The organism is Pandoraea sp. PE-S2T-3, from assembly GCF_002179965.1.
Taxonomy (GTDB): Bacteria; Pseudomonadota; Gammaproteobacteria; order Burkholderiales; family Burkholderiaceae; genus Pandoraea.
Map to the genome: position 1 here is coordinate 16,944 of NZ_NGUQ01000013.1, position 22,625 is coordinate 39,568.

Below are 22,625 nucleotides of genomic sequence, written 5' to 3' on the forward strand. Positions count from 1 at the left end.
CATCATGACGGCGCCCCTCCCTCCTCCTGCCGGCGGCAGCGGCAGCGATATCGGCAGCAACAGCACCGTGCCCGTCGTGCATGTGACGGGCGTGACCCTGCGTTACGGCCGAAAGACTGTCGCGCTCGACGATGTCTCGATCGACATCCCCCCGAACCGCATGGTCGGCCTGATCGGCCCGGACGGCGTGGGCAAGTCCACGCTGCTCTCGCTGATTGCCGGCGCGCGCGCGGTACAGACGGGGACCGTGGAAGCGCTCGGCGGTGACATGGCCAGCAAGGTGCACCGTGACCTCGTGTGCCCGCGCATCGCCTACATGCCGCAGGGGCTCGGCAAGAACCTGTATCCCACGCTCTCCGTCGAAGAGAACCTGCAATTCTTCGCGCGCCTGTTCGGGCACGACGCCGCCGAGCGTCGCCGCCGTATCGACGACCTCACGCGCAGCACCGGGCTGCACCCCTTCCTCGCGCGGCCTGCGGGCAAGCTCTCGGGCGGCATGAAGCAGAAGCTCGGTCTGTGCTGCGCGCTGATTCACGATCCCGATCTGCTGATTCTCGACGAGCCGACGACCGGCGTCGATCCGCTCGCCCGCGCACAGTTCTGGGATCTGATTGCACGCATTCGCCGCGAGCGGCCGACCATGAGCGTGATCGTCGCCACGGCCTATATGGACGAGGCTCAGCGCTTTGACTGGCTGGTGGCGATGGACGCGGGCAAGGTGCTCGCCACCGGCACACCGGCCGAACTGCTCGCCCGCACACATCGCGACAATCTCGAAGCGGCGTTCATCGATCTGCTGCCCGACGACAAGAAACTCGGTTACGAGCCCGTCGTCATCCCGCCGCTGCACATCGACGAACACACCGAGATTGCGATCGAAGCCAAGGGCCTGACGATGCGCTTCGGCGATTTCGTGGCGGTCGATCATGTGGATTTCCGCATTCAGCGCGGCGAGATTTTCGGCTTTCTCGGCTCGAACGGTTGCGGCAAGTCGACCACCATGAAAATGCTCACCGGCCTGCTCGAAGCCAGCGAGGGCCAAGCGCGGCTGTTCGGTCGCGAGGTCAATCCGAAAGACATCGATACGCGCCGTCGCGTGGGTTACATGTCGCAGGCGTTCTCGCTCTATACCGAGCTGACCGTGCATCAGAATCTGGTGCTGCACGCGCGCCTGTTTCACGTGCCCGAGGCGGAAGTGAGCGCGCGGGTGGACGAGATGGTGCTGCGCTTCGGTCTGGCCGACGTGCTCGACGCCCTGCCCGACAGCATTCCGCTAGGCATGCGTCAGCGCCTGTCGCTCGCGGTCGCGATGGTGCATCAGCCCGAGCTGCTGATTCTTGATGAACCGACGTCCGGCGTCGATCCGGTAGCGCGCGACAATTTCTGGCGCCTGTTGGTGGAACTATCGCGGCGCGACCGCGTGACGATCTTCATCTCAACGCACTTCATGAACGAGGCCGACCGCTGCGACCGCATCTCGCTGATGCACGCCGGGCGCGTGCTGGTCTCGGACCCGCCCGCCAAGATTACGAAAGACAAGGGCGCCGCGACGCTGGAGCAGGCGTTCATCGAATATCTCGTGGAAGCGGGCGGCGGCACACCTGAAGCGCCCGAGTCGCCCGAATCGCCGAAGACCGAACCGGCTGCCGCAGCGCCCATTGAGACCGCACACGCGCAGCACAAAGCGTTTTCGTTCGGCCGCATGACCAGCTATCTTTGGCGCGAAACACTGGAGTTGCAGCGCGACCCCGTGCGCGCCACGCTGGCACTCGTCGGCTCGCTGGTGTTGATGCTGGTGATGGGCTACGGCATCAGCATGGACGTGGAAGACCTGCGCTACGCCGTGCTTGATCGTGACCAGACCACACTGAGTCAGAACTACGCCCTCAATATCGCGGGCTCGCGCTACTTCATCGAGCAGCCGCCGATTGTCGATTACGACGATATGGACCGGCGCCTGCGTGACGGCGAACTGGCACTGGCGATCGAAATTCCCCCGGGCTTTGCCCGCGACGTATCGCGCGGCAAGAACGTGCAGATCGGCGCGTGGATCGACGGCGCGATGCCGATGCGTGCCGAGACCGTGCAAGGTTACGTGCAGGGCATGCACCAGAACTGGCTGGCCGATCAGTCGTTGCGACGCCTTGGCCAGCGCGCGACCGCCTCGCTCGACATCGAGACACGCTATCGCTACAACCCGGACGTGAAGAGTCTGCCGGCCATGGTGCCCGCCGTCATTCCGTTGTTGCTGCTGATGCTGCCGGCGATGCTCACGGCGCTGTCCGTCGTGCGCGAGAAGGAACTCGGGTCGATCCTGAACCTGTATGTCACGCCGGTCACCCGCACCGAATTTCTCATCGGTAAACAGATTCCGTACGTGGCGCTCGCCATGCTGAATTTTCTGCTCATGGCGCTGATCGCCGTGACGCTTTTCGGCGTGCCGATCAAGGGCAGCTTCTTCACGTTGCTCACGGCCATCTTCATCTTCAACGTGGTTGCCACAGGCATCGGCCTGCTCGCGTCCACCTTCACCCGCAGCCAGATCGCGGCCCTGTTCTTCACGATGATCGGCACCATGATCCCGGCGATTCAGTTCTCGGGCATGCTCACGCCGGTGCCGTCGATGGAGGGCTCGGGCCGGTTCATCGGCGAGATCTACCCGGCGACCTACATGCTGATCATCAGCCGGGGCGTCTTCAACAAGGCGCTCGGGTTTGCTGACCTCGGCAATGCCTTCTGGCCGATGCTCGTCGCCGTGCCCGTCATTCTGGGCGCCACGATCCTGCTGCTCAAGAAACAGGACAAATGATGGCGAGCCCCTCGACCCCTCAATCGCCAACGCCGCCGGCACCCCCGACACCTCCTGCCGCGCCAGCGCAAACCCCGGCAGGCGCGAACAAGCCGCGTCGCTCGCACGCGTGGCGGCGGCATCTGGCCAACATCTACCGCCTTGGCGTGAAAGAGCTGTGGAGTCTGGTGCGCGACCCGATGATGCTCGTGCTCATCATCTACACGTTCACGGCCTCGGTGTATTCGTCGGCCACGGCGCAGCCCGACACGCTGCACCTCGCGCCGATCGCCATCGTCGACGAAGACGCGTCACCGTTGTCCGCACGCATCGTCTCCGCGTTCTACCCGCCGCAGTTCACGCAGCCGCGCATGATCAGTGCCGACGCCGTGGACCGGGGCATGGACGAGGGCGCTTACACCTTCGCGCTGAACATTCCGCCGAACTTTCAGGCCGACGTGCTCGCGGGACGTCATGCGGAAGTGCAGTTGAACGTGGACGCCACGCGCATGAGTCAGGCGTTCTCGGGCAGCGGTTACGTGCAGCAGATCGTGTCGGCGGAAGTGCGGGAATTCGTCCAGCGATACCGATCGAATGCGGAGCTGCCGGTGGAACTGGCGTTGCGCGTGCGCTTCAATCCGACGCTGGAGCGGGCGTGGTTCGGCGCGCTCATGCAGATCATCAACAACATCACGATGCTGTCGATCATCCTCACCGGAGCCGCCCTGATTCGCGAGCGGGAGCACGGCACCATCGAGCATTTGCTCGTCATGCCGGTGACACCGACCGAGATCATGCTGGCGAAAGTCTGGTCGATGGGGATGGTGGTGCTGATCGCCGCCGCCATGTCGCTCTGGCTGATCGTGAGCGGCGCGCTGCACGTGCCGATCGGCGGGTCGGTGGCGCTGTTCTTGTTAGGAGCCACGCTGCACCTGTTTGCGACCACGTCGATGGGCATCTTTCTGGCGACGCTGGCCCGCTCGATGCCGCAGTTCGGCATGTTGCTGATTCTGGTACTGCTGCCGTTGCAAATGCTCTCGGGCGGGAACACCCCGCGCGAAAGCATGCCGAAGGTGGTGCAGGACATCATGCTCGCAGCACCCACGACGCACTTCGTCGAGCTGGGGCAGGCGATCCTGTTCCGAGGCGCCGGGATCGGCGTCGTGTGGGTGCAGTTCGTGGCGCTGGCCGTGATTGGCGCCGTGTTCTTCGCCATCTCGCTGCGACGTTTTCGCCGCACGCTCAGTTCGATGGCTTGATGTTGGTAACAGAGGTAGCGCGGGCATCACCGGGGTCTCTGGTGACGCCTGCGCGCTCACAGCATCCGCCAAGCCCTGTCATGCCGGATTTGCGAGGTCATTGCCATGCCTGCCAAGTCGTCTGCCGCACTCCAACGCCGAACGTCCCGCGCGACGTCTTCTACCGCCGCCGCATCGGCGGCTTCCACTGATATGCCGTGGCTCGCCGCCAATCCGTGGCTCGACAATATGCCGTGGATGGCTGCCGCTGCCGAATATGCGGTCGACGCGTGGCAGCGCAGCGTGCTCTTCGCAGACGTGATGCGTCAGCGCGGCAATCAGTATCAGGAACATCTGGCCGAATCGGCACCGAACGTGCTCGACTTCCCGTCGGAGGTGATTCTCGATGGTCACGATCTGCCGCGCCCGTGCAACTACTGCCTGATGCGGATTCAACCGCCCGACGACGCGCCGACGCTGCCTAACGCGCGCCCGTTCGTCGTGGTCGATCCGCGCGCGGGCCACGGTCCGGGCATCGGTGGCTTCAAGCCCGACAGTGAAATCGGTGCCGCCCTGAGGGCCGGTCATCCCTGCTATTTCGTCGGCTTTCTGCCCGACCCTGTGCCCGGCCAGACGGTCGAAGACGTGATGCATGCGGAAGCGGCGTTCCTTGAGAAGGTCATCTCGATGCACCCCGAGGGGGCGGGCAAGCCGGCTGTGATCGGCAATTGTCAGGCGGGCTGGCAGGTGCTGATGACGGCGGCCATGCGCCCCGAGCTGTTCGGCCCGATCATCGTGGCCGGAGCGCCGCTCTCGTACTGGGCGGGCTGGCGCGGACGCAATCCCATGCGTTATTCCGGCGGCCTGCTGGGCGGCAGTTGGCTCACGGCGCTCACGAGCGATCTCGGCGATGGCCGCTTCGACGGGGCATGGCTCGTGCAGAACTTCGAGAATCTCGACCCGGCCAACACGCTGTGGCGCAAGAAATACCACCTGTACGCCAATGTCGACACGGAGGCCCCGCGCTATCTCGGTTTCGAGAAGTACTGGGGCGGGCATGTGTTTCTCAACGCGGTGGAGATGCAGTACATCGTCGACAACCTGTTCGTCGGCAACCGGCTCACCAGCGCCGAGCTGATCACGAGCGACGGTATCCGGCTCGACCTGCGCAACATCCGCTCGCCGATCGTGGTGTTTTGCTCGTACGGCGACAACATCACCCCGCCGCCTCAGGCACTCGGCTTCATCACCGATATGTATCGCGACGACGCGGAAGTGTTCAGCCACGATCAGACCATCGTGTACGCCACGCACGACAGCATCGGCCATCTGGGCATCTTCGTCTCGAGCAGCACGGGGCGTAAGGAGCACCGCAAGTTCGTCAACAACATCGATCTGATCGACGTGCTGCCGGCCGGCATCTATCAGGCGCAGATTGCCGACAAGACCGCCGATACGCCGCATCGGGAGTTGATCGACGGCGACTATGTGATGTCGATCCAGCGGCGCAGCATCGAAGACGTGCGCGCCATCGTGCAGCCGGACACCGAGAGCGACCGGCGCTTTGCGGCCGTGGCGCATCTGTCGGATATCAATCTCGGCCTGTACCGGAGTCTCGTGCAGCCGTGGGTGCAGGCAATGGTCACGCCCAACTCGGCGTACTGGATGCGCATGCTGCATCCGCTTCGCGTGAGTTACGAAATGTGGTCGGATCGCAATCCGTTTGCCGCGCCGATTGCCGAGAAAGCCGAGCGCATTCGCGAGACCCGGCAGCCGGTGTCGCCGGACAATCCCTTCCTCGCGTTTCAGACCGCCATGTCGACGGCCATCGAGCAGTCGCTCAACTTCTATCGCGATATCCGTGACGACGGCTACGAGAAGGCTTTCGAGCTGATCTACGGTCAGCCGTGGGTGCAGGCGCTCGCGGGGTTGCACGGCAGCGACGGGGCGGCGGTGCGCGTGCATCCGGGCACCTCGCCGGAGCACATTGCGTTCGTGAAAGAAGCACTGGCCAATCGTCAGCACGAACTGCATCACGGCGGCGCACTGGAGGCAGGGATTCGCGCGCTGCTGTGGGTGCATCGTCTGCATGGCGAGGCCGATGAGCGGCAATTCAATCTGGCGCGGTCGCTGCCGCGCAGCGAACGGGACATTCCCATCGAAAGTTTCCGCGAGATGATCCGCCGGCAGGCAGGCTTGCTGCGGATGTCGCCGGACGCCGCCATGAACGCCATTCCCGGCATGCTGGCGCACGCCTCGCCCGAACACATCCGTCTGGTGGCGAAGGCGGTGAAGGATCTCAGCTTCGCGGTGCCGATCGACGGCGACGAGCAAAGTGATCTGGAACGGGTTCTGGCGGTCTTCGAAGACGCCGCCTTGAAGCAGGAACCCAAGCAGGCACAGAAGCAGGCAACAAAGCGGACACCCGCTGCGGCGCCCCGCAAACGCACGACGGCGGTCAAGAAAAGCGCCCCAGTGGTGACGAAAGCCGCGACGAAACCTGCGACGAAAGCCACTACGGCCCGGAAGCCGAAAAAGGGCGCCTGAGCGTCGCATTCTGCCCCCTGACCGGGGGGCAGAATCATCGAATGACGGGCCCAGTCGCGCGCACATTCTTGCGAGAAATGGCCCGATCACGCGAGAAATTCGCCGTTTGACCGCTTTTTGCGACACCCCGCCCACGAGCAACGGCGGTTACTGCTACAATCGCCGTCACTATGAAGTCGATTCAGTCTTCCTCCCTCCTCTGGTCGTCCCTGACCGTCGCCCTGCGCTGGTGGCGGTAACCCGCCACGTCTATCTCATCCCCATAGCGCCCTCCCCCGCGGACCGCGAAGTCAATGTGGGGGCACGCTCAGGGGAAATTCGCAAATCTCACGCGTTCGACATTTCAATGTCACCAGACGAACAGGGACCATCATGCTGCTGATGATCGACAACTACGACTCGTTTACCTACAACATCGTCCAGTACTTCGGTGAGTTAGGCGAAGACGTGCGCGTCTTCCGTAACGACGAGATCACGCTCGACGCCATCGCCGAGCTCTCCCCCGACCGCATTTGCCTCTCGCCCGGCCCTAGCTGCCCGGCCAACGCCGGCATCACGCTCGACGTGCTCAAGCGCTTTGCGGGCGAAATTCCGATTCTCGGCGTCTGCCTCGGCCATCAGGCCATCGGCGAAGCCTTCGGCGGCAAGGTCATCCGCGCCCAGCAGATCATGCACGGCAAGGTGAGCGAGATCGAAACCACGCAACAAGGCGTGTTCGCCGATCTGCCCAAGCGTTTTACCGTCACCCGCTATCACTCGCTGGCCATCGAGCGCGACTCGCTGCCCGATTGCCTCGAAGTGACCGCCTGGACCGACGACGGTGAAATCATGGGCGTGCGCCACAAGACGCTCGACGTCGAAGGCGTGCAGTTCCACCCGGAGTCGATTCTCTCGGAACACGGCCACGCCGTGCTGCGCAATTTCCTGCAAGCCGCGCCGCGTGTGGCGCAGGCCGCCTGAATTCGGCGCAGCGCTGCACCCCGAGCGATTTCGAATGACATGAGCAGGTTGTCCGGCATCGATGCCGGCACCTGACGGACAAGACAGCGGATCGCCGCGACAACCGCGCGGCCGACCCGGCAGAGGAGAGAAGTCTTCCATGATTACCCCGCAAGAAGCCCTGCAACGCACGATCGAACACCGCGAAATCTTTCACGACGAGATGCTCCATCTGATGCGTCTCATCATGAAAGGCGAAATCTCGCCGGTCATGTCGGCCGCCATCATCACCGGCCTGCGCGTGAAGAAGGAAACCATCGGCGAGATCGCTGCGGCCGCGCAAGTAATGCGTGAATTCGCCAATCACGTCGACGCCCCGGCCGACGAGCATTTCGTCGATATCGTGGGCACCGGCGGCGATGTGTCGCACACGTTCAATATCTCCACGGCATCGATGTTTGTCGCCGCCGGCGCGGGCGCGAAGGTCGCGAAGCACGGCAATCGCGGCGTGAGTTCGAAGTCGGGCAGCGCCGACGTGCTCGAAGCGCTGGGCGTGAACATCATGCTCTCGCCCGAGCAAGTGGCCGAGTGCCTGCGTGAAGTCGGCATCGGCTTCATGTTCGCGCCGAACCATCACCCGGCAATGAAAAACGTGGCTGCCATCCGCAAGGAAATGGGCGTGCGCACGATCTTCAACATCCTCGGCCCGCTGACCAACCCGGCCGGCGCACCGAATCAGTTGATGGGCGTATTCCACCCCGATCTGGTTGGTATTCAGGTGCGCGTGATGCAGCGTCTGGGCGCGGAGCACGTGCTCGTCGTCTACGGCAAGGACGGCATGGACGAGGTGTCGCTGGGCGCATCCACGGTCGTGGGTGAGCTCAAGGACGGCAAGGTCACGGAATACGAAATTCACCCGGAAGACTTCGGTTTGCAGATGGTGAGCAACCGCAGCCTGAAAGTGGGTAGCGCCGACGAGTCGAAGACGATGCTGCTTGAAGCGCTCGACGACAAGGCGGGCACCGCACGCGAAATCGTGGCACTCAACGCGGGCACGGCGCTGTATGCCGCCAATCGCGCAGCGTCGATCGGCGACGGCATCCGCATGGCACGCGAGTCCATCACGAGCGGTGCCGCGCGCGCAAAACTCGACGAGTTCGTGACGTTCACGCAACGATTCAAATCGTAATCTGACGGTCAGACGTTGAACGTGTCACGTCGACGTCCGACCCACTATTGAAGCCCGAAATACTGATCGCCATGTCTACCGTTCTCGACAAAATCCTGGCCGTGAAGGCCGAAGAAGTTGCCGCCGCCAAGCGCGCCCGCGACCTGATCAGCCTGCGCCGCGATGCCGAAGCCACCGTGGGCGACAGCGAGTTGCGCACGCGCGACTTCGTGGGTTCGCTGCGCACGAAGATCGACGGCGGGTTGTCCGGCGTGATTGCCGAAATCAAGAAAGCGAGTCCGTCGAAGGGCGTGATTCGCGAGAACTTCGTGCCGCCGGCCATCGCCGAGTCGTATCAGCGTGGCGGGGCCGCGTGTCTGTCGGTACTGACGGACGAGCAGTTCTTCCAAGGCAAGACCGAGTATCTGAAGGCCGCGCGCGCCGCGTGCGATCTGCCGGTGCTTCGCAAAGACTTCATGATCGACGCCTATCAGGTGTATGAAGCCCGCGAGATGGGGGCGGACTGCATTCTGCTGATCGCCGCAGCACTGGAACTGGCGCATATGCGCGATCTGGAAGCGCAGGCGCACGAGCTGGGTATGGCGGTGCTGGTGGAAGTGCACAACGGTCGCGAGCTCGATGCGGGCCTCGAGTTGAGCACGCCGCTGCTGGGCATCAACAATCGAAACCTGCATAACTTCGAAGTCACGCTGGACACCACGCTGGGTCTGCTCAAACACATTCCGCAGGATCGTCTGGTGGTGACGGAGTCGGGCATCCTGTCGCGTGACGACGTGACGCGCATGCGCGCGGCCAACGTCAACGCCTTTCTCGTCGGCGAAGCCTTCATGCGTGCGCCCGAGCCGGGCGATGCCCTCGCCACGCTGTTCGACATGCCGCGCTGATACAGGAGCGGCCCATGGCCATCGAACGCGAACTCAAACTTGCCCTGCCGGGCGATCTCCCCACCGCACGCGCCGACGCCCTCATCGCGCATCTCGATCACCTGCCCGGTGCCGAGGCGCGAGGCGAACGCCATCTCGTGAACCGCTATTTCGATACGCCAACGCTTGCGCTGTCGCGCGCCAAGGCGGCCTTGCGTCTGCGCTTCGTCGCGCGCGACGGTCATCCGGGACAGTGGCTGCAAACGTTGAAATCGGTCGGTGAAGCGCGCGACGGCTTGCATGTGCGCCACGAGTGGGAACAGCCGGTCAAGGGCGAGGCACTGGAGCTTGATGCGCTGATCGCCGCGTGCGACGTTCCGGCGACGGCGGCGATGCTGCGCGACGAAGGCGCGAGCGTGGTTGCCCAGTTCGAGACGAACTTCGTGCGGCGGTTGTGGCGCTACGTTGCGGGTGACGGGACCGCGGTGGAGATTGCCTTCGATCGTGGCGAAGTCGCCGTCGAAGCCAATGGCCAGCGTCACACGGCACCGCTGCTGGAAGTCGAACTGGAATTGCTCGAAGCGCCCGATGACGACCGCAACGCTCAGGGCGAGCGCATTCTCTTCGCGCTGTCGCAGGACCTGCGGCAAGTGCTGCCCGAGCTGCACAGCGACGACGTGAGCAAGGCGCAACGCGGCTATCGTCTGCGCCAGAAGGTGCTCGGCGGCTGACGCCGTTGAGCGGGCGCAACCGTCGCGACGCGCTGATGGGACAACGCCTGACGGGCGTCGTCTGCCTTCCGAATTCACGCATTTCAAAAGACCTATCGCATGACATCACGCGCACGAGCGAAAGCCAACGACGAGCATCAGCGCTCCCTGTTCGACGATCCCGCACCGGCCGCCGAGGCTGCCGACGCCGACGCGAACGCCAATGTGGCGGTTGAACCAAGTTCGCCTGCGGGGGGGAGTGGCGCGAGTGAGACCGTGGCGGCACCTGCCGTCGCGGGGCCGCTGCAAGGCCGTGTCGAAGATCAGTTCGGCGCGCTGCCTGCCGCATGGAAAGCACTGACCGCCCCGTTCGTCGCCAGCGATGCGTATGCGCCGTTGTGCCGGTATGTCGACGCCGAAGTGGTCGCAGGCAAGACGGTCTATCCGGCGGACATTTTCCACGCGCTGCGCATGACATCGCCGCAGGACGTCAAAGTCGTGATTCTTGGACAAGACCCGTATCACGGCGACGATCACGGCATTGCGCAAGCGCACGGCATGGCGTTTTCGGTGCAACGCGGGGTGCGCGTGCCGCCGTCGTTGCGCAACATCTATAAAGAGATCGAGCGCGATCTGGGCATATCGCCGCCTTCGCACGGCAATCTCGATGCGTGGGCCAAGCAAGGCGTGTTGCTGCTCAACACCACGCTGACGGTGGAAGCGGGCAATGCGGCAAGTCACGCGAAGCCGTTCAAGAAAGGCGGCTGGCAGGCGTGCACGGACACGCTGCTTGGCGGTCTCGCCGCGCAACAAGGGCCGCTGGTGTTCCTGCTCTGGGGCAGCCACGCGCAGGCAAAAGCGCCACTGCTCGCCGGGCACGGCCATCTGCTGCTCGAAGCCCCGCACCCATCGCCGCTCTCGGCGCATCGGGGCTTCCTCGGCTGCGGCCATTTCAGCGCCGCCAATACCTTCCTCGAAAAGCACGGCAAGACACCCATCGACTGGCGTTTGCCGGATTGAGGCGTTGCGGGGCGGGATCGACGTCCCGCCGCCTGTCGCTACGATTTCGCCGCGAAGAGCTTGGTGTCCCGGACCGCTGCGCAGCCTTGTTCCCACTGCGCCCGCATCGCCGTCAGAAATGACGGATCGATTCGCGCCTTGTGTTGCTCCAGTGTGGCGAACATCGCGGACGCGATGCGCTCGATAACGCGCTCCGGACGCGCCACGCCACACGCGGTGCGGCCAAATTCCATCAGCACCCGGCGATTCGGATAGTCCCGGCTTTTGCCTAATTTCAGCGCCAGTGTGCGATCGGTCAGCGTCCGGCCCGATTGCGGATCGTAGTGCGAGTAGACCGTCGTCGTCACCACATCGAACAACGGCGCCAGCGTCGGGGCACGCCCTCCCGGATGATCGTAGATCAGACCGAAGTTCTTCAAATGCGCGTCACCGTTGCGCACCATCACACTGAGCGTCACGTACTCGAAGAATCTCGCAAGGCTCTGCGCTTTGTTCTCCGCGCAAAGGTAGCCAATCATCGTCGCGATCTTCTCGTACGACCCCAGATACTTCTGCTCTGCCGCGCGCCCGGTGAGGACGGCCATATCCTCGAAGCCAAGCGGGTGTCGCTCGGGCCCCTCAAGATCGAATCGGCGCATGACGAACAGCGAACGATCGTCGGACAGCCAGAATTCCGGTACGACGATCCCCGCCTCGCGCGCTGCCGACATGCAGAGAAATTCGTTCTGGGCGAGATGTTCGTAGTCGTCACCCGCCGCCTTCACGATGAGATCGGGCGTAACGGCCGTGCTCTTTTCAACGAGCGGCGTGAGGGCATCCGCATCCGGCATCATGACCTTCGGCTGAAAGCCGGAGATGCCCGACGACAAATAAACGCTCACCAGATGTTCGAACAACTCATCGCTTGCGCCAGCGCTCAGCAACGCCGATAGCCCGACTTCGGCGCGCACGGCTTCGTGTGGCGCGTCCGGATCGACGTAGCGCAGACGCCCGATCTGGTTGGCCCCGGTGATCGCCAGCAGGCGCATGTCGTCCAGCCGGATCAACTTGCCGAAACGCTCACGGAGCTTGTCGAGGAGATAGCCCTCGGGCCGGTTCATCGCGAACACGGAGGGTAAGACCGTGTCGGCGTAACTCTCCGCCCGATAGGGCATGACCAGCGACACTTCGCGGCTGTGCTCCGGCGTCTGGTAATTGAAGACGTATCGCGACTCCTTCACGAGCCGCCCGGCATCGCCCTGCGGGGTGCCGACGATCAGTTGCTTGAGCTTCGTGTCATCCATCGTCGTCGTCCATGCGCCGAATGTCGTCGTAGTTAAGGCGAGCGGTGTCGAGGCGAACCCCCAGATCCAGCGCACCAAGCGCCTTCATCACCGCGTGCAGCCCGACATTCTCGCCCTTTTCCAACTGGACAATGGTCATGCGGTTCAGTCCCGCCCGCTCGGCAACCCACGTCTGCGTGCGCTTGCGAAGCTTGCGCGCCCGCTGAAAACTGGCCCCGAACTGGCTTGGCAACACATCGATGGAGAAGTTAGTCATGGCGATCATTTTCGGGAAATTCACTTCCCATGATAGACATAACTCGCAATCGACAACGATTCAATTTGTTTGTTTTGACTATCTTTTTGTATTTTTCAATAATTATTGATAGTTATAACTAGCAAATCCATCCCGACTTAGGCGACGTCCCTGACGTCGCGATCAGATGTGGTTTTACCCACCGAAATATACGAACGCATAGATCATTTCAAACGTTTACACGCTTTCTTGAACATATTAAACTTCCGGCCGTAATGAGAATTCGTCTCATTATCAACTGATAAGAATCGTGCGTTGCCCGGCCCGTCAGGCGTCCGACGGTGACGCCATAGCCGGAACACACGTATGTCTACCGCTTTCCAGACGCGCCAGCGTCTGCTCGTGACCGCCTGCGCCCTGCTCGTCGCCGGTGGCGCCCTCGCCCTCCCCGCTACCGCACAGACCACCCAGCCAGCCCAGCCCGCCCCGACCGGGAACACGGACCCGGCTGCCAGCGCCACCCCTGCCGCCGCCAATGCCGTTACCCTGCCGACCACGCAGGTGAACGACAGCGCCGTGCCGTCGGCCATGCAGACCAAGACGTTGCCGTCGTACAAGTTCGTCGACCCGCTGCGCGACACGCCGCGCTCGGTCACGGTCATTCCCGAAGAGCTGATCAAGCAGACGAACGCCACCACGTTCGCCGACGCGCTCAAAACGGTGCCCGGCATCACGTTCCTCGGTGGCGACGCCGCCGCGAACCCGTCGGCCGACCGCCCGGTCATTCGCGGCTTCGAATCGCGCAACTCGATCTTCGTCGACGGCATGCGCGACTCCGGCGTGCAGAACCGCGAAACGTTCGCCATCGAGAACATCAGCGTCATCAAGGGCCCGGATTCGGTCTACGCCGGACGCGGCGCCGTTGGCGGCAGCATCGATATCACGACGAAAACGCCGCGGCTGGAAGACTTCACCAACGCCAGCCTTGGCTTCGGCACCGACAGCTACAAGCGCCTGACGCTGGACGTGAACCGCCAGCTCAACGATCAGACCGCCGTGCGCTTGAACGCCATGGGCTTCGACGCCGATCAGGCCGGCCGCACCAACGTCTACAGCAAGCGCTGGGGCATCGCGCCGTCGGTGGCCTTCGGCCTGAACAGCCCGACCACCGTCACGTTCAGCTACTACCACCTGAACTCGTACGACATGCCGGACTTCAGCGCGCCGTTCCGCTCGGCAGGCGGCACGCCCGACGGCGGCTTCCAGCGCAACCAGTTCTACGGCCTGAACAATCGCGATTACCGCCGCGGCCAGACCGACACCGGCGAAATCAAGATCGAGCACCGCCTCAACGACACGTGGAAAGTGAAGAACACCACGATGGTCGGCCGCTCCACGCTCGACTACGTGGCGACGAACCCGCAGTTCCAGTCGGCCAGCTCGAACATCATTTCGCTGCAAGCCAAGAGCGGCAAGTACGCCACCAACAGCATCGCCAACCAGACCGAACTCACCGGCAAGGCCACGTTGTTCGGCTTCGAGCACACGCTCACGGGCGGCGTCGAATTCAGCAACGAACAAAGCCGCTACGAGGGGTACCTCGTCGCAGACAGCGCCGGTAACAACATCCGCTCGGGCGGCCCCTGCTCGGTGGCCTACAACTGCACGACCATCGGCGGCTGGAATCCGGACAACCCGTGGACGGGCAAGCTCGTCCTCAACGGCGACAAGGCCTTCCCCGGCGCCGCAACGAACACGCGCACCGATGTGGCCTCGGCCTATCTGTTCGACAGCGTGAAGCTCTCGGAGCGCTGGCTGCTCAACGGCGGCATGCGCCTCGATCGCTTCGACGTTCACGCCGTGCAAGCCGGTGCCCCTGACCTGAAGAACATCTCGACCCTGTTCAGCTTCCAGTTGGGCGTGGTCTACAAGGTGCTGCCGACGCTGAGCCTGTACGCGTCGTACGGCACGTCGGCGAACCCGCCGGGCGCGAACAGCGGCCTCGGTGGCGGTACGGACCAGATTACGACGGGCAACTCGAATCTGTCGCCTGAGCGCAGCCGCAATATCGAAATCGGTGCGAAATGGGATGTGCTGGAGCAACGCCTGTCGCTCACGGCAGCACTGTTCCAGACCGACAAGACCAATGCTCGCGTGAGTGATGGTCTGGGCGGCACGATCAACGCCGGGAGCCAGCGCGTGCGCGGTGCCGAACTCGGCTGGGCCGGCAACCTGACACAACACTGGCGCGTGTTCGGCGGCTATTCGTATCTGGATGCGATCACGACCGATGCGGGTCCGAGTGCGCCGGGCGCGTCGGGTCTGCCGATGGTGATGGTGCCCAAGCACAACGTCACGCTGTGGACCGACTACGAAGTGCTGCCCAAGCTCACGCTCGGTGCCGGCATGACGCTCTCGAGTCTCACCTACGCGTCGGTGTCGGCCACCACGCGCAAGTGGACGCCGGGCTATGCACGCTTCGACGCCATGGCAACGTATCGCGTCTCGCGCAGCGTCGATCTGCAACTGAACGTGCAGAACATCTTCGACAAGAAGTACTACGCCAGCGCCTACCCGATCTACGCCACGTGGGCCCCGGGCCGCAGCGCCATGCTGACGCTGAACTTCCATCAGTGATGCATGACGGGCCGTAGTGCCGCAGTGACATTGCTGCAACGTGACGCAGTGACGTAGTGCGCTGAAGTCATACGGCAGCGTAAAAAGGGGGATTCGGTCGCAACGGCCGAATCCCCCTTCTGCATTCATTGGGCACTGACTTCAGTCACGCAGCATCAAAGCGTGCCCATCGAGCCTTGCTGGTAACGCCGCATGAGGTTGATGAGATCGCCCTCGTCGCGCGCCGCGAAGTTGCCGCGAAAGACCACCGGCTCATCGAGTGGCGTACCGCCGACGAGCAGCAGGCGTGCGCCAGCGCGCCCCGCCATCTGCCATTCACCGGGCGGCAGCAACATCGCTTCCACATCGCCGCCATCGGCACGCAACGCATGGCCAGCCAATGCCGCCTCGCCCTGCGCGATCAGCGCAATCCAACGGCGGCCGTCGCACGGAATGGTGAACGTACGCACGTCGTCGTCGCGCCAGTCGAGTCGCAACAACGTTGTCGGTTTTTCCTCACAGGAATGGCCGCCACCGCTTTGAGGCGTCTCGTCGCTGCTTACGCAATCAGCACGATCAGCACGATCAGCGCGATCGACTTGCCTTTCACCCCACTCGCCACACACGAGCGTCAGGTCGAGCCCGCCCGCTTGCCACTGCGGCATCGCGGCGGCGCGCACCACGGTTTGATCGGGGGCGCCATGCGCATGCCGTCCGGCGCGATTGACGACCAGACGCACGCCGCGCACGGTCTTGCAAAGGTCTTCCGGGACGTCGTCATGCACGGTGCCGCAATTCGCTTCCAGCCAGAGCAGATCGCCCGGTTGCAGCGTGTCGTCACCGCCTTGCGCGTTTCGGCAGCGCATCGACGTCGTAGATTCGGGAAACAGATAGGTCGCCACGGCACACCCTGCATGCGGATGCGGCGGAATGCACGCGCCGTGACGGCGGAATACATCGACCGAGAGGAACGGATCGGTCTCGGCGGTCTGATCGAAAACACCCGCCCCCGCGGCCGCAGCACAGCGGCCGGGCCGGGAGACGGGAAGCACGCGCGGAATGACCGGCGCGTCGGCATGGGCGGCCGGGCGCTTCTTGACACGAGTCCGTAACGACACGAGAGATTCGAGAGATACGGGACCCGATGCGAGACCCGGGACGGAATTCGGGTTGGTCATTGGGGGTTCCTGCGCGTGCGGGACAACTAGCGGTAAGCGACGCGGCGCGCCCGCTCGCCGGGAGAATCCGGCGAGTCGGGCTACGTTCGCAGCCCGACCGGGCGCGCCACTTCAGTACGCTGAGTTTCGGTACGAAGAAACTCAGTACGCTGAATTACAGCGCTGCGATGGCGTCGCGGGCGTTCTTGAAACCGGCAGCGGCCGATTCCGGGCCACGTGCCAGACCTTCGGCGAAGATGAACGTCACGTCCGTCATGCCGAGGAAGCCCAGAATGGCCTTCAGGTACGGGGTTTGGCTGTCGGCCGGCGTGTCCTTGTAGTTGCCGCCGCGAGCAAACGCCACGAGCACCTTCTTGCCTTGGATCAGGCCTTCCACGGTGCCGTCTTCACGGTAACGGAACGTCACGCGGGCACGGGCGATCCAGTCGAAGTACGCCTTCAGTTGCGACGGCACCTGGAAGTTGTACAGCGGCACGCCGAACACGACATAGTCGGCGGCTTGAATTTCGGCGATCAGCGCATCGCTGCGCGCGATGATGGCGTTCTGCTCGGGCGAGCGTTGGTCTTCCGGCGTGAAGAACGCGCCGATCACGGCTTCGTCCAGATGTGGCACGCCGTCGGCCAGCAGATCGCGCACGATCACCTTGGCACCGGGGTTCTTCGCGACCAGTTGCGTCACCGTTTCGTTGGCGAGCGTGGTCGAGTTGGCACCCTGCGAGCGGGCGGCGGAATTGATTTGCAGAATCGTGGTCATTGCTGTGGCTCCTGAGCCTGGGTTCGGAAAATCCGTCCACGCAGGCCCCCTTCACCGGGGATGCCGTCAATTGCGTGTCGGCTTAGGGTGAATTCTAGTTACCCACAAAAATGAAACAAGCCGCTAAAATCGAATTGTTTGTTCCTATTTTGGAACAATGAATTCGTCCCTCCCGGGTAGCGGATTCACGGGCGGTTCATGGGTGATTCAGCGGGTTTGACCAGATGCCATCAGGCGTCACAAGGAGCGCAGTGCGATGATTGACGATCTGAACGACATGCTGATCTTCGCCGAAGTGGTGCGCTCCGGCAGCATCACCCGGGCCGGTGAGCGGCTCGATCTCCCGAAGGCAACGGTCAGCCGCCGTCTGTCCCGGCTGGAGACGCGACTCGGCACGCGGCTGCTGCACAAGACCACCCGGCGGCTTGAACTCACGGAAGTGGGCGAGGCGTATTACGAGCGCTGTCTGCCGATTCTCGAAGAGGTGGAAGAGACGCGCGACTTCGCTTCGCAGCTCTCGAACAAGCCGCGTGGCCGTTTGCGCATCACCGCACCCGCCGACTTTGCGACGCAATGGCTGGCGCTTCCGCTCGCCACGTTCTGTGCGGCGTATCCCGAAATCACCGTCGATGTCGATCTCAGTTCGCGGCAGGTCGACCTGATCGCCGAGCGTGTGGATGTCGCCATTCGCGCGGGCCAGCTCTCGGACTCCACGCTGGTGGCGCGTCCGTTGCTGATGCTCACGCGCAGCCTCTACGCCAGCCCGCTCTATCTCAGCGCCACCGGCCTGCCCGGTGAGCCGGAAGAACTTGCCGGCCACCGGTACGTGATTCTGCAAGGCGCGCGGCGGCTCTTCAATACCGACACACTGCACAAAGGGCGGCAGCGCGTGGACATCACGATGCACGGCGCGATTCAGGTCAACAGCATGGGGATGGTCAAGGAGATGGCGCTGGCGGGCAGCGGCATTGCCGCGCTGACCGACATTCTGGCCGAAGATGCGTTGCGCACGGGCCGTCTGGTCAAAGTGCTGCCCGAGTGGTCGTTACCGGCCAGCCCGGTGCATCTGGTCACGCCCTCGCGCCGCTTTTTGCCGAGAAAGACACAGGTCTTCATCGAACATATGCTGGCGGTCGCGCGGACGTGTCCCGAAGAAAACCGCGACCCGACGGTGCCGGGTCCGGCACCGGTCGAGGCCAAGCGGTAATTGGGCGCGAATCAAAGACGAATCAAACGCGATTCAAACACCCATCAAACACGGATCAAATACAGATCAGGCGCTCAGCCACTTCTCGCGGCGTTGCGCTGCGGCGCGATCGCGCGTGGCGGTAATGCGGTATTGCGTCACTTCCGGGGCATCGAGCGTAAGCGTGGTTTCACGCAACTCGTCACGACGGAACGCATGCACGCGCACCTGATCGCCTGCACGATAGCGTTCGAGCAACTTGTCGAGATTGCCCGCCGTCACGCGCAGACCGTCGATGGCGACGAGCGTATCGCCTGCCGACAGACCCGCCGCTTGCGCAGCGCCACCGTCGAGCACCTGCGCGAGCGCGAGATCGTCACCGCGCTTGGCCGTCTTCGCGCCCAGTGACGGACGGCCGTGATCCGGTGTCACCGGCGCCAGCGTCAGGCCGACACGTTCCAGCAACGACGCGAGCGGCAAGTCGCGCGTGCCGTTGACGGCCGTCGCGAAGAACTCCGACAGGTCGATACCCGACACCTCTTCAAACAACGGCTGCACCGCGTCTTCATCGATGCCGACCGGCGAGCCGCGATAGAAATCGCGTCCGTAACGCTGCCACAGCGCGCGCATGATGTCGTCGAGCGACTTCTGGCCACGGGTCTGCGTGCGAATGGTCAGATCAAGTGCCAGCGCGATCAGCGAGCCCTTCGTGTAGTAGCTCACGATGGCGTTCGGCGCGTTCTCGTCCTGACGGTAGTACTTGGTCCACGCGTCGAACGAACTCTCGGCAACGGTCTGCTTGAGACGGCCGCTGCCGCGCAGCACATTGGCCACCGTCTTCGCGACCAGATCGTAATAAGCGGGCGCGTCGATCACGCCGCTGCGCACGAGCATCAGATCGTCGTAGTACGACGTGAAGCCTTCGAACAACCACAGCAGGCGCGTGTAGTTTTCCTGATCGAGCGTATAGGGCGCAAAGGCCGCCGGTTTGATGCGTTTGACGTTCCACGTGTGGAAATACTCGTGGCTCACCAGACCGAGGAAGCCGCGATACGCGTCGCTCATCTTGGCCTGACCCTGCACCGGCAAATCGTTACGACCGGCCAGCAACGCCGTGGATGCGCGATGCTCCAGCCCGCCATAGCCGTCGCCCACGGTCATCAGCAGGAAGACGTAACGCGACATGGGCACACGCGAGCGCGCGCTGGCGCCCGGTTCGAACAATCGGATCTGCGATTCGCAGATCTTCTTCATGTCGCGCAGCAAGCGATCGAGATCGAGCTTCGGCACGGGGCCGGTGATGGCCACCTCATGCGTCACACCGCACGCCTTGAAGGTGCCGTGCACGAAGGTGCCCAGTTCCACCGGCGAATCGATCAGTTCGTCGTAATCGGCGGCGGCATAGCGGCCGAAGTCGAGCGCCGCCGTCCCCTGTGCAGGTTCCAGCGCCGTCGCCACGCGCCATGCCTTGTAGGCGGCACCGCGCGGACGCAGGATGTCGACTTCGCACGGCGAGTTCTCCTGCCCGTGCACTCGCAGAAACACGCTGGTGCCGTTGAAGAAGCCGTGCGTGTCGTCCAGATGCGCGGCGCGCACCGAGAGATCCCACGCATAGACCTCGTACGTCACGATCAGCGTGCCCTTGCAGGGCGCCGCCTGCCACGTGTGCTTGTCGAGCTTGTCGAGCGCCACCTTGCGGCCACGGCACGTCGCGCCGATGGTCACGATGTTGCGCGCGAACTCGCGCACCATATAGCTGCCCGGAATCCACGCCGGCAGCGTGAAACGCTGGCCTTCAGGCGCAGGGCTGGAGACCGTGACGCTCACTTCGAACAAGTGGGCGGCGGGCGACTTCGGGACGATGGCGTACCGAATGGAAGGCGTAGCTTTCATGACGTGGGCGGCGCGGGCAGGCGCTTCTTATGTGAGAGGGCTTACTTGACGGTGGCGAGGGCTTTTTCGAGCTCGTCGGCGGGCACGGCGCCCGGCAGGCGGCGGCCGTCCGACAGAATGATCGTCGGCGTGCCCGTCACGTTGTAGCTGTGACCCAGCGCCACGTTCTGCTTGACCGGACCGTCGTCGCACTTGGCGCTCGGCGTGGCCGGTGCCTTCTTGTCGAGCATCCAGTCGTGCCATGCCTTGAGGCGATCGGTCGAGCACCAGATGGCCTTCGACTTGGCGTCCGAATCCGGGCCGAGCACCGGGTACAGGAAGGTATAGACGGTGATGTTGTCGATGTTCGACTTCAGGGTCTCTTCGAAGCGCTTGCAGTACGGGCAATTCGGATCGGAGAAGACCGCGATCTTGCGGCTGCCGTTGCCCTTCACGAACTTGATCGCGCGATCGAGCGGGAGCTTCGAGAAGTCGACCTTGTTCAGCTCGGATTGACGCGCTTCCGTGAGGTTCTGACGCGTCTTGGTGTCGATCAGGTTACCGCCCAGAATGACGTACTGAGCCTTTTCGTCGGCGTAGATGATCTCGCCGCCGACCGCCACTTCGTAGAGCCCCGGCACCGGCGTGCGCGACACCGACTTCACGGGGGCATCCGAACCAAGCGTCTTTTGCACGGCGCTCTTCACGCGGTCGAGCGTCGCGTCCGGCTTGTTCTGCGCGACGGCCAGCGTGGTGACACCGGCGGCGCAAACCGCTGCGATAGCAAGCGCCGCGGCGCGATAACGTTGCAACATCGAATTTCTCCAGAAGTAGTGTCGTGCTTGATGGTGCGTATGGGGATGCGAGGGCGTGCGCAGATACTTGCACTGTCCCGCGCGTCGTTTCGCCAGTTGCGAATCGACGCCGTAGACGAATGCCTTAACCCAGCGCGCGGCCGATCAGGAATTTCTTCACGAAGGGCAGCATGTTCACGCCGTCGAGACCGGCGTTGCGTGCAAACTTCGCGAGCGGGCTGCTGGTCGAGAACAGCTTGTGCAGCCCATCGGTCGTGAACGCCATGCTGCCGATATCTTCCTTGCGCGCACGCTCGTAGCGACGCAGCACGGTGGCATCGCCACAGTCGCGGAACGATTCCCGCGCAGCCACGGCGTCGCCCAGTGCGGCAACATCGCGCAAACCGAGGTTCATGCCCTGCCCGGCCAGCGGATGCACTACGTGCGCCGCGTCGCCGATCAACGCCACGCGTTGGGCAATGAGACGCTTCGCTTGCGCGAGCACCAGCGGAAACCCCTGTGCGCGGGCTGAGACCGGCGTGAGCTGGCCAAGTTCACCCTTCGAGAACGTACCGATGCGCTCGGCAAGGTCTTTGGGGTCGAGCGCAAGCAACTGACTGGCGTGACCCTCGGCCGCCGACCAGACGAGCGAGACGTGCTGATCCGGCAGTGGCAGCAGCGCGATGATCTCGCCGTCGTGAAACCATTGAAACGCGGTATCGCGGTGCGATCGCTCCGCGCGGAAGTTGCACACCACGCCCAGTTGTTCGTACGGGCGCACCGTGCCATTGAGGCCTGCCGTGCCACGTACCCAAGAGTGCGCGCCGTCGGCCCCGACCACGAGCGATGCGCGCAGTACCTTGCCGTCGGACAAACGCACCGAAGCGGCATCCGCGTCGACTTCGAGCGCATCGGCGCGGGCGTCGACCCAATGGACTTGCGGAGAGAAGCGCAGCGCGGCGTCGAGGGCGCGTTCGAGATTGGACGATTCGGCGATCCATGCCAGTTGCGGCACGGCGGCCTGATAGGCCGAGAAGTGCAGGCTGCCGCGTTCGTCGCCGAACACTTCCATGTCGTAGACGGGATTCACGCGTGCAGGATCGACCGCCTGCCAGACACGCATGCGCTCGAAGAGGGCTTGCGAGCTGGACGAGAGCGAATAGATGCGGGCGTCCCAGAGGTCGGCGCCGGGGGCCGTCGCCGGTGCTGGCGCGGCGGCGGGCTGGGCGAGCAGTGCGACCGACAGGCGCGCTTGCGAAAGCAGCAAGGCGGCGGCCTTGCCGATCAGACCGCCACCGACGACGATGACGTCGTGCGTCTGGCTGGAAGTTTGGGATTGGGCCATGCGGCGAATGCAGCGCCCGCGCCATGACTGCGCGAGCCGACTGGTTCAGAAAACGAGATGGCGTATTG

The 22,625-nt window shown here is 63.7% G+C and carries 17 protein-coding genes; 10 read left to right on the forward strand and 7 right to left on the reverse strand.

Going from position 1 to position 22,625, the window contains the following annotated elements; all coding sequences use genetic code 11:
* Positions 1 to 4: 4 nt before the first annotated feature.
* The 8 genes from rbbA to CDV46_RS09315 all read left to right on the forward strand — a co-directional run bounded on the left by rbbA (position 5) and on the right by CDV46_RS09315 (position 11,294).
* Positions 5 to 2,809: a ribosome-associated ATPase/putative transporter RbbA gene (gene rbbA / locus CDV46_RS09280; RefSeq protein ID WP_087722387.1), complete on the forward strand. Its 2,805-nt coding sequence runs from the start codon at positions 5 to 7 to the stop codon at positions 2,807 to 2,809.
* Positions 2,806 to 4,047: an ABC transporter permease gene (locus tag CDV46_RS09285; RefSeq protein WP_254915983.1), complete on the forward strand. Its 1,242-nt coding sequence runs from the start codon at positions 2,806 to 2,808 to the stop codon at positions 4,045 to 4,047. Before rbbA ends, CDV46_RS09285 begins: the two co-directional genes overlap by 4 nt.
* A gap of 192 nt (positions 4,048 to 4,239) precedes the next feature.
* Positions 4,240 to 6,573: a DUF3141 domain-containing protein gene (locus tag CDV46_RS09290; RefSeq protein WP_087722388.1), complete on the forward strand. Its 2,334-nt coding sequence runs from the start codon at positions 4,240 to 4,242 to the stop codon at positions 6,571 to 6,573.
* A 372-nt stretch (positions 6,574 to 6,945) separates the two neighbouring features.
* Complete coding sequence (locus CDV46_RS09295) at positions 6,946 to 7,533, forward strand: anthranilate synthase component II (protein WP_087686195.1); 588 nt, start codon at positions 6,946 to 6,948, stop codon at positions 7,531 to 7,533.
* 139 nt (positions 7,534 to 7,672) lie between these two features.
* Positions 7,673 to 8,701 carry an anthranilate phosphoribosyltransferase gene (gene trpD / locus CDV46_RS09300; protein WP_087686196.1) on the forward strand — a complete coding sequence of 343 codons (1,029 nt, stop codon included), beginning with the start codon at positions 7,673 to 7,675 and terminating at the stop codon, positions 8,699 to 8,701.
* Positions 8,702 to 8,772: 71 nt separating this feature from the next.
* Positions 8,773 to 9,585 (forward strand): indole-3-glycerol phosphate synthase TrpC, encoded by an 813-nt coding sequence (trpC, locus tag CDV46_RS09305; RefSeq protein ID WP_087686197.1) that lies wholly within the window; start codon positions 8,773 to 8,775, stop codon positions 9,583 to 9,585.
* Between the two features lie 14 nt (positions 9,586 to 9,599).
* Positions 9,600 to 10,295: a CYTH domain-containing protein gene (locus CDV46_RS09310; RefSeq protein WP_087722389.1), complete on the forward strand. Its 696-nt coding sequence runs from the start codon at positions 9,600 to 9,602 to the stop codon at positions 10,293 to 10,295.
* 99 nt (positions 10,296 to 10,394) lie between these two features.
* Positions 10,395 to 11,294 carry a uracil-DNA glycosylase gene (locus CDV46_RS09315; protein WP_087722390.1) on the forward strand — a complete coding sequence of 300 codons (900 nt, stop codon included), beginning with the start codon at positions 10,395 to 10,397 and terminating at the stop codon, positions 11,292 to 11,294.
* A 38-nt stretch (positions 11,295 to 11,332) separates the two neighbouring features.
* Here the strand turns inward: CDV46_RS09315 and CDV46_RS09320 are convergent, their stop codons facing one another.
* The gene (locus CDV46_RS09320) at positions 11,333 to 12,577 is read right to left on the reverse strand and encodes a type II toxin-antitoxin system HipA family toxin (RefSeq protein ID WP_087722391.1); all 1,245 of its coding nucleotides are present in this window, start codon (positions 12,575 to 12,577) and stop codon (positions 11,333 to 11,335) included.
* Positions 12,570 to 12,833, reverse strand: a complete 264-nt coding sequence (locus CDV46_RS09325; RefSeq protein WP_140413333.1) for a helix-turn-helix domain-containing protein — start codon at positions 12,831 to 12,833, stop codon at positions 12,570 to 12,572. Before CDV46_RS09325 ends, CDV46_RS09320 begins: the two co-directional genes overlap by 8 nt.
* Positions 12,834 to 13,178: 345 nt before the next feature.
* Between CDV46_RS09325 and CDV46_RS09330 the strand changes: the two genes are divergently transcribed.
* Positions 13,179 to 15,449, forward strand: coding sequence for a TonB-dependent receptor (locus CDV46_RS09330; protein ID WP_087722393.1), 2,271 nt, complete (start codon positions 13,179 to 13,181; stop codon positions 15,447 to 15,449).
* Between the two features lie 155 nt (positions 15,450 to 15,604).
* Here CDV46_RS09330 and CDV46_RS09335 read toward each other — a convergent pair whose 3' ends face one another.
* The gene (locus tag CDV46_RS09335; RefSeq protein WP_176399043.1) at positions 15,605 to 16,546 is read right to left on the reverse strand and encodes a pirin-like C-terminal cupin domain-containing protein; all 942 of its coding nucleotides are present in this window, start codon (positions 16,544 to 16,546) and stop codon (positions 15,605 to 15,607) included.
* A gap of 214 nt (positions 16,547 to 16,760) precedes the next feature.
* Positions 16,761 to 17,360, reverse strand: a complete 600-nt coding sequence (locus CDV46_RS09340) for an FMN-dependent NADH-azoreductase (protein ID WP_087722395.1) — start codon at positions 17,358 to 17,360, stop codon at positions 16,761 to 16,763.
* Positions 17,361 to 17,616: 256 nt separating this feature from the next.
* On the opposite strand from CDV46_RS09340, the gene CDV46_RS09345 reads away from it, so the two are divergent.
* Positions 17,617 to 18,567: a LysR family transcriptional regulator gene (locus tag CDV46_RS09345; RefSeq protein ID WP_058376230.1), complete on the forward strand. Its 951-nt coding sequence runs from the start codon at positions 17,617 to 17,619 to the stop codon at positions 18,565 to 18,567.
* Positions 18,568 to 18,633: 66 nt separating this feature from the next.
* On the opposite strand, the gene CDV46_RS09350 is transcribed toward CDV46_RS09345, so the two are convergent.
* The 3 genes from CDV46_RS09350 to CDV46_RS09360 all read right to left on the reverse strand — a co-directional run bounded on the left by CDV46_RS09350 (position 18,634) and on the right by CDV46_RS09360 (position 22,557).
* Positions 18,634 to 20,439: a M61 family metallopeptidase gene (locus tag CDV46_RS09350; protein WP_087722396.1), complete on the reverse strand. Its 1,806-nt coding sequence runs from the start codon at positions 20,437 to 20,439 to the stop codon at positions 18,634 to 18,636.
* Positions 20,440 to 20,480: 41 nt separating this feature from the next.
* Complete coding sequence (locus CDV46_RS09355) at positions 20,481 to 21,233, reverse strand: DsbC family protein (protein ID WP_087686203.1); 753 nt, start codon at positions 21,231 to 21,233, stop codon at positions 20,481 to 20,483.
* 124 nt (positions 21,234 to 21,357) lie between these two features.
* Positions 21,358 to 22,557, reverse strand: a complete 1,200-nt coding sequence (locus CDV46_RS09360) for a UbiH/UbiF family hydroxylase (protein ID WP_087722397.1) — start codon at positions 22,555 to 22,557, stop codon at positions 21,358 to 21,360.
* Positions 22,558 to 22,625: the final 68 nt, after the last annotated feature.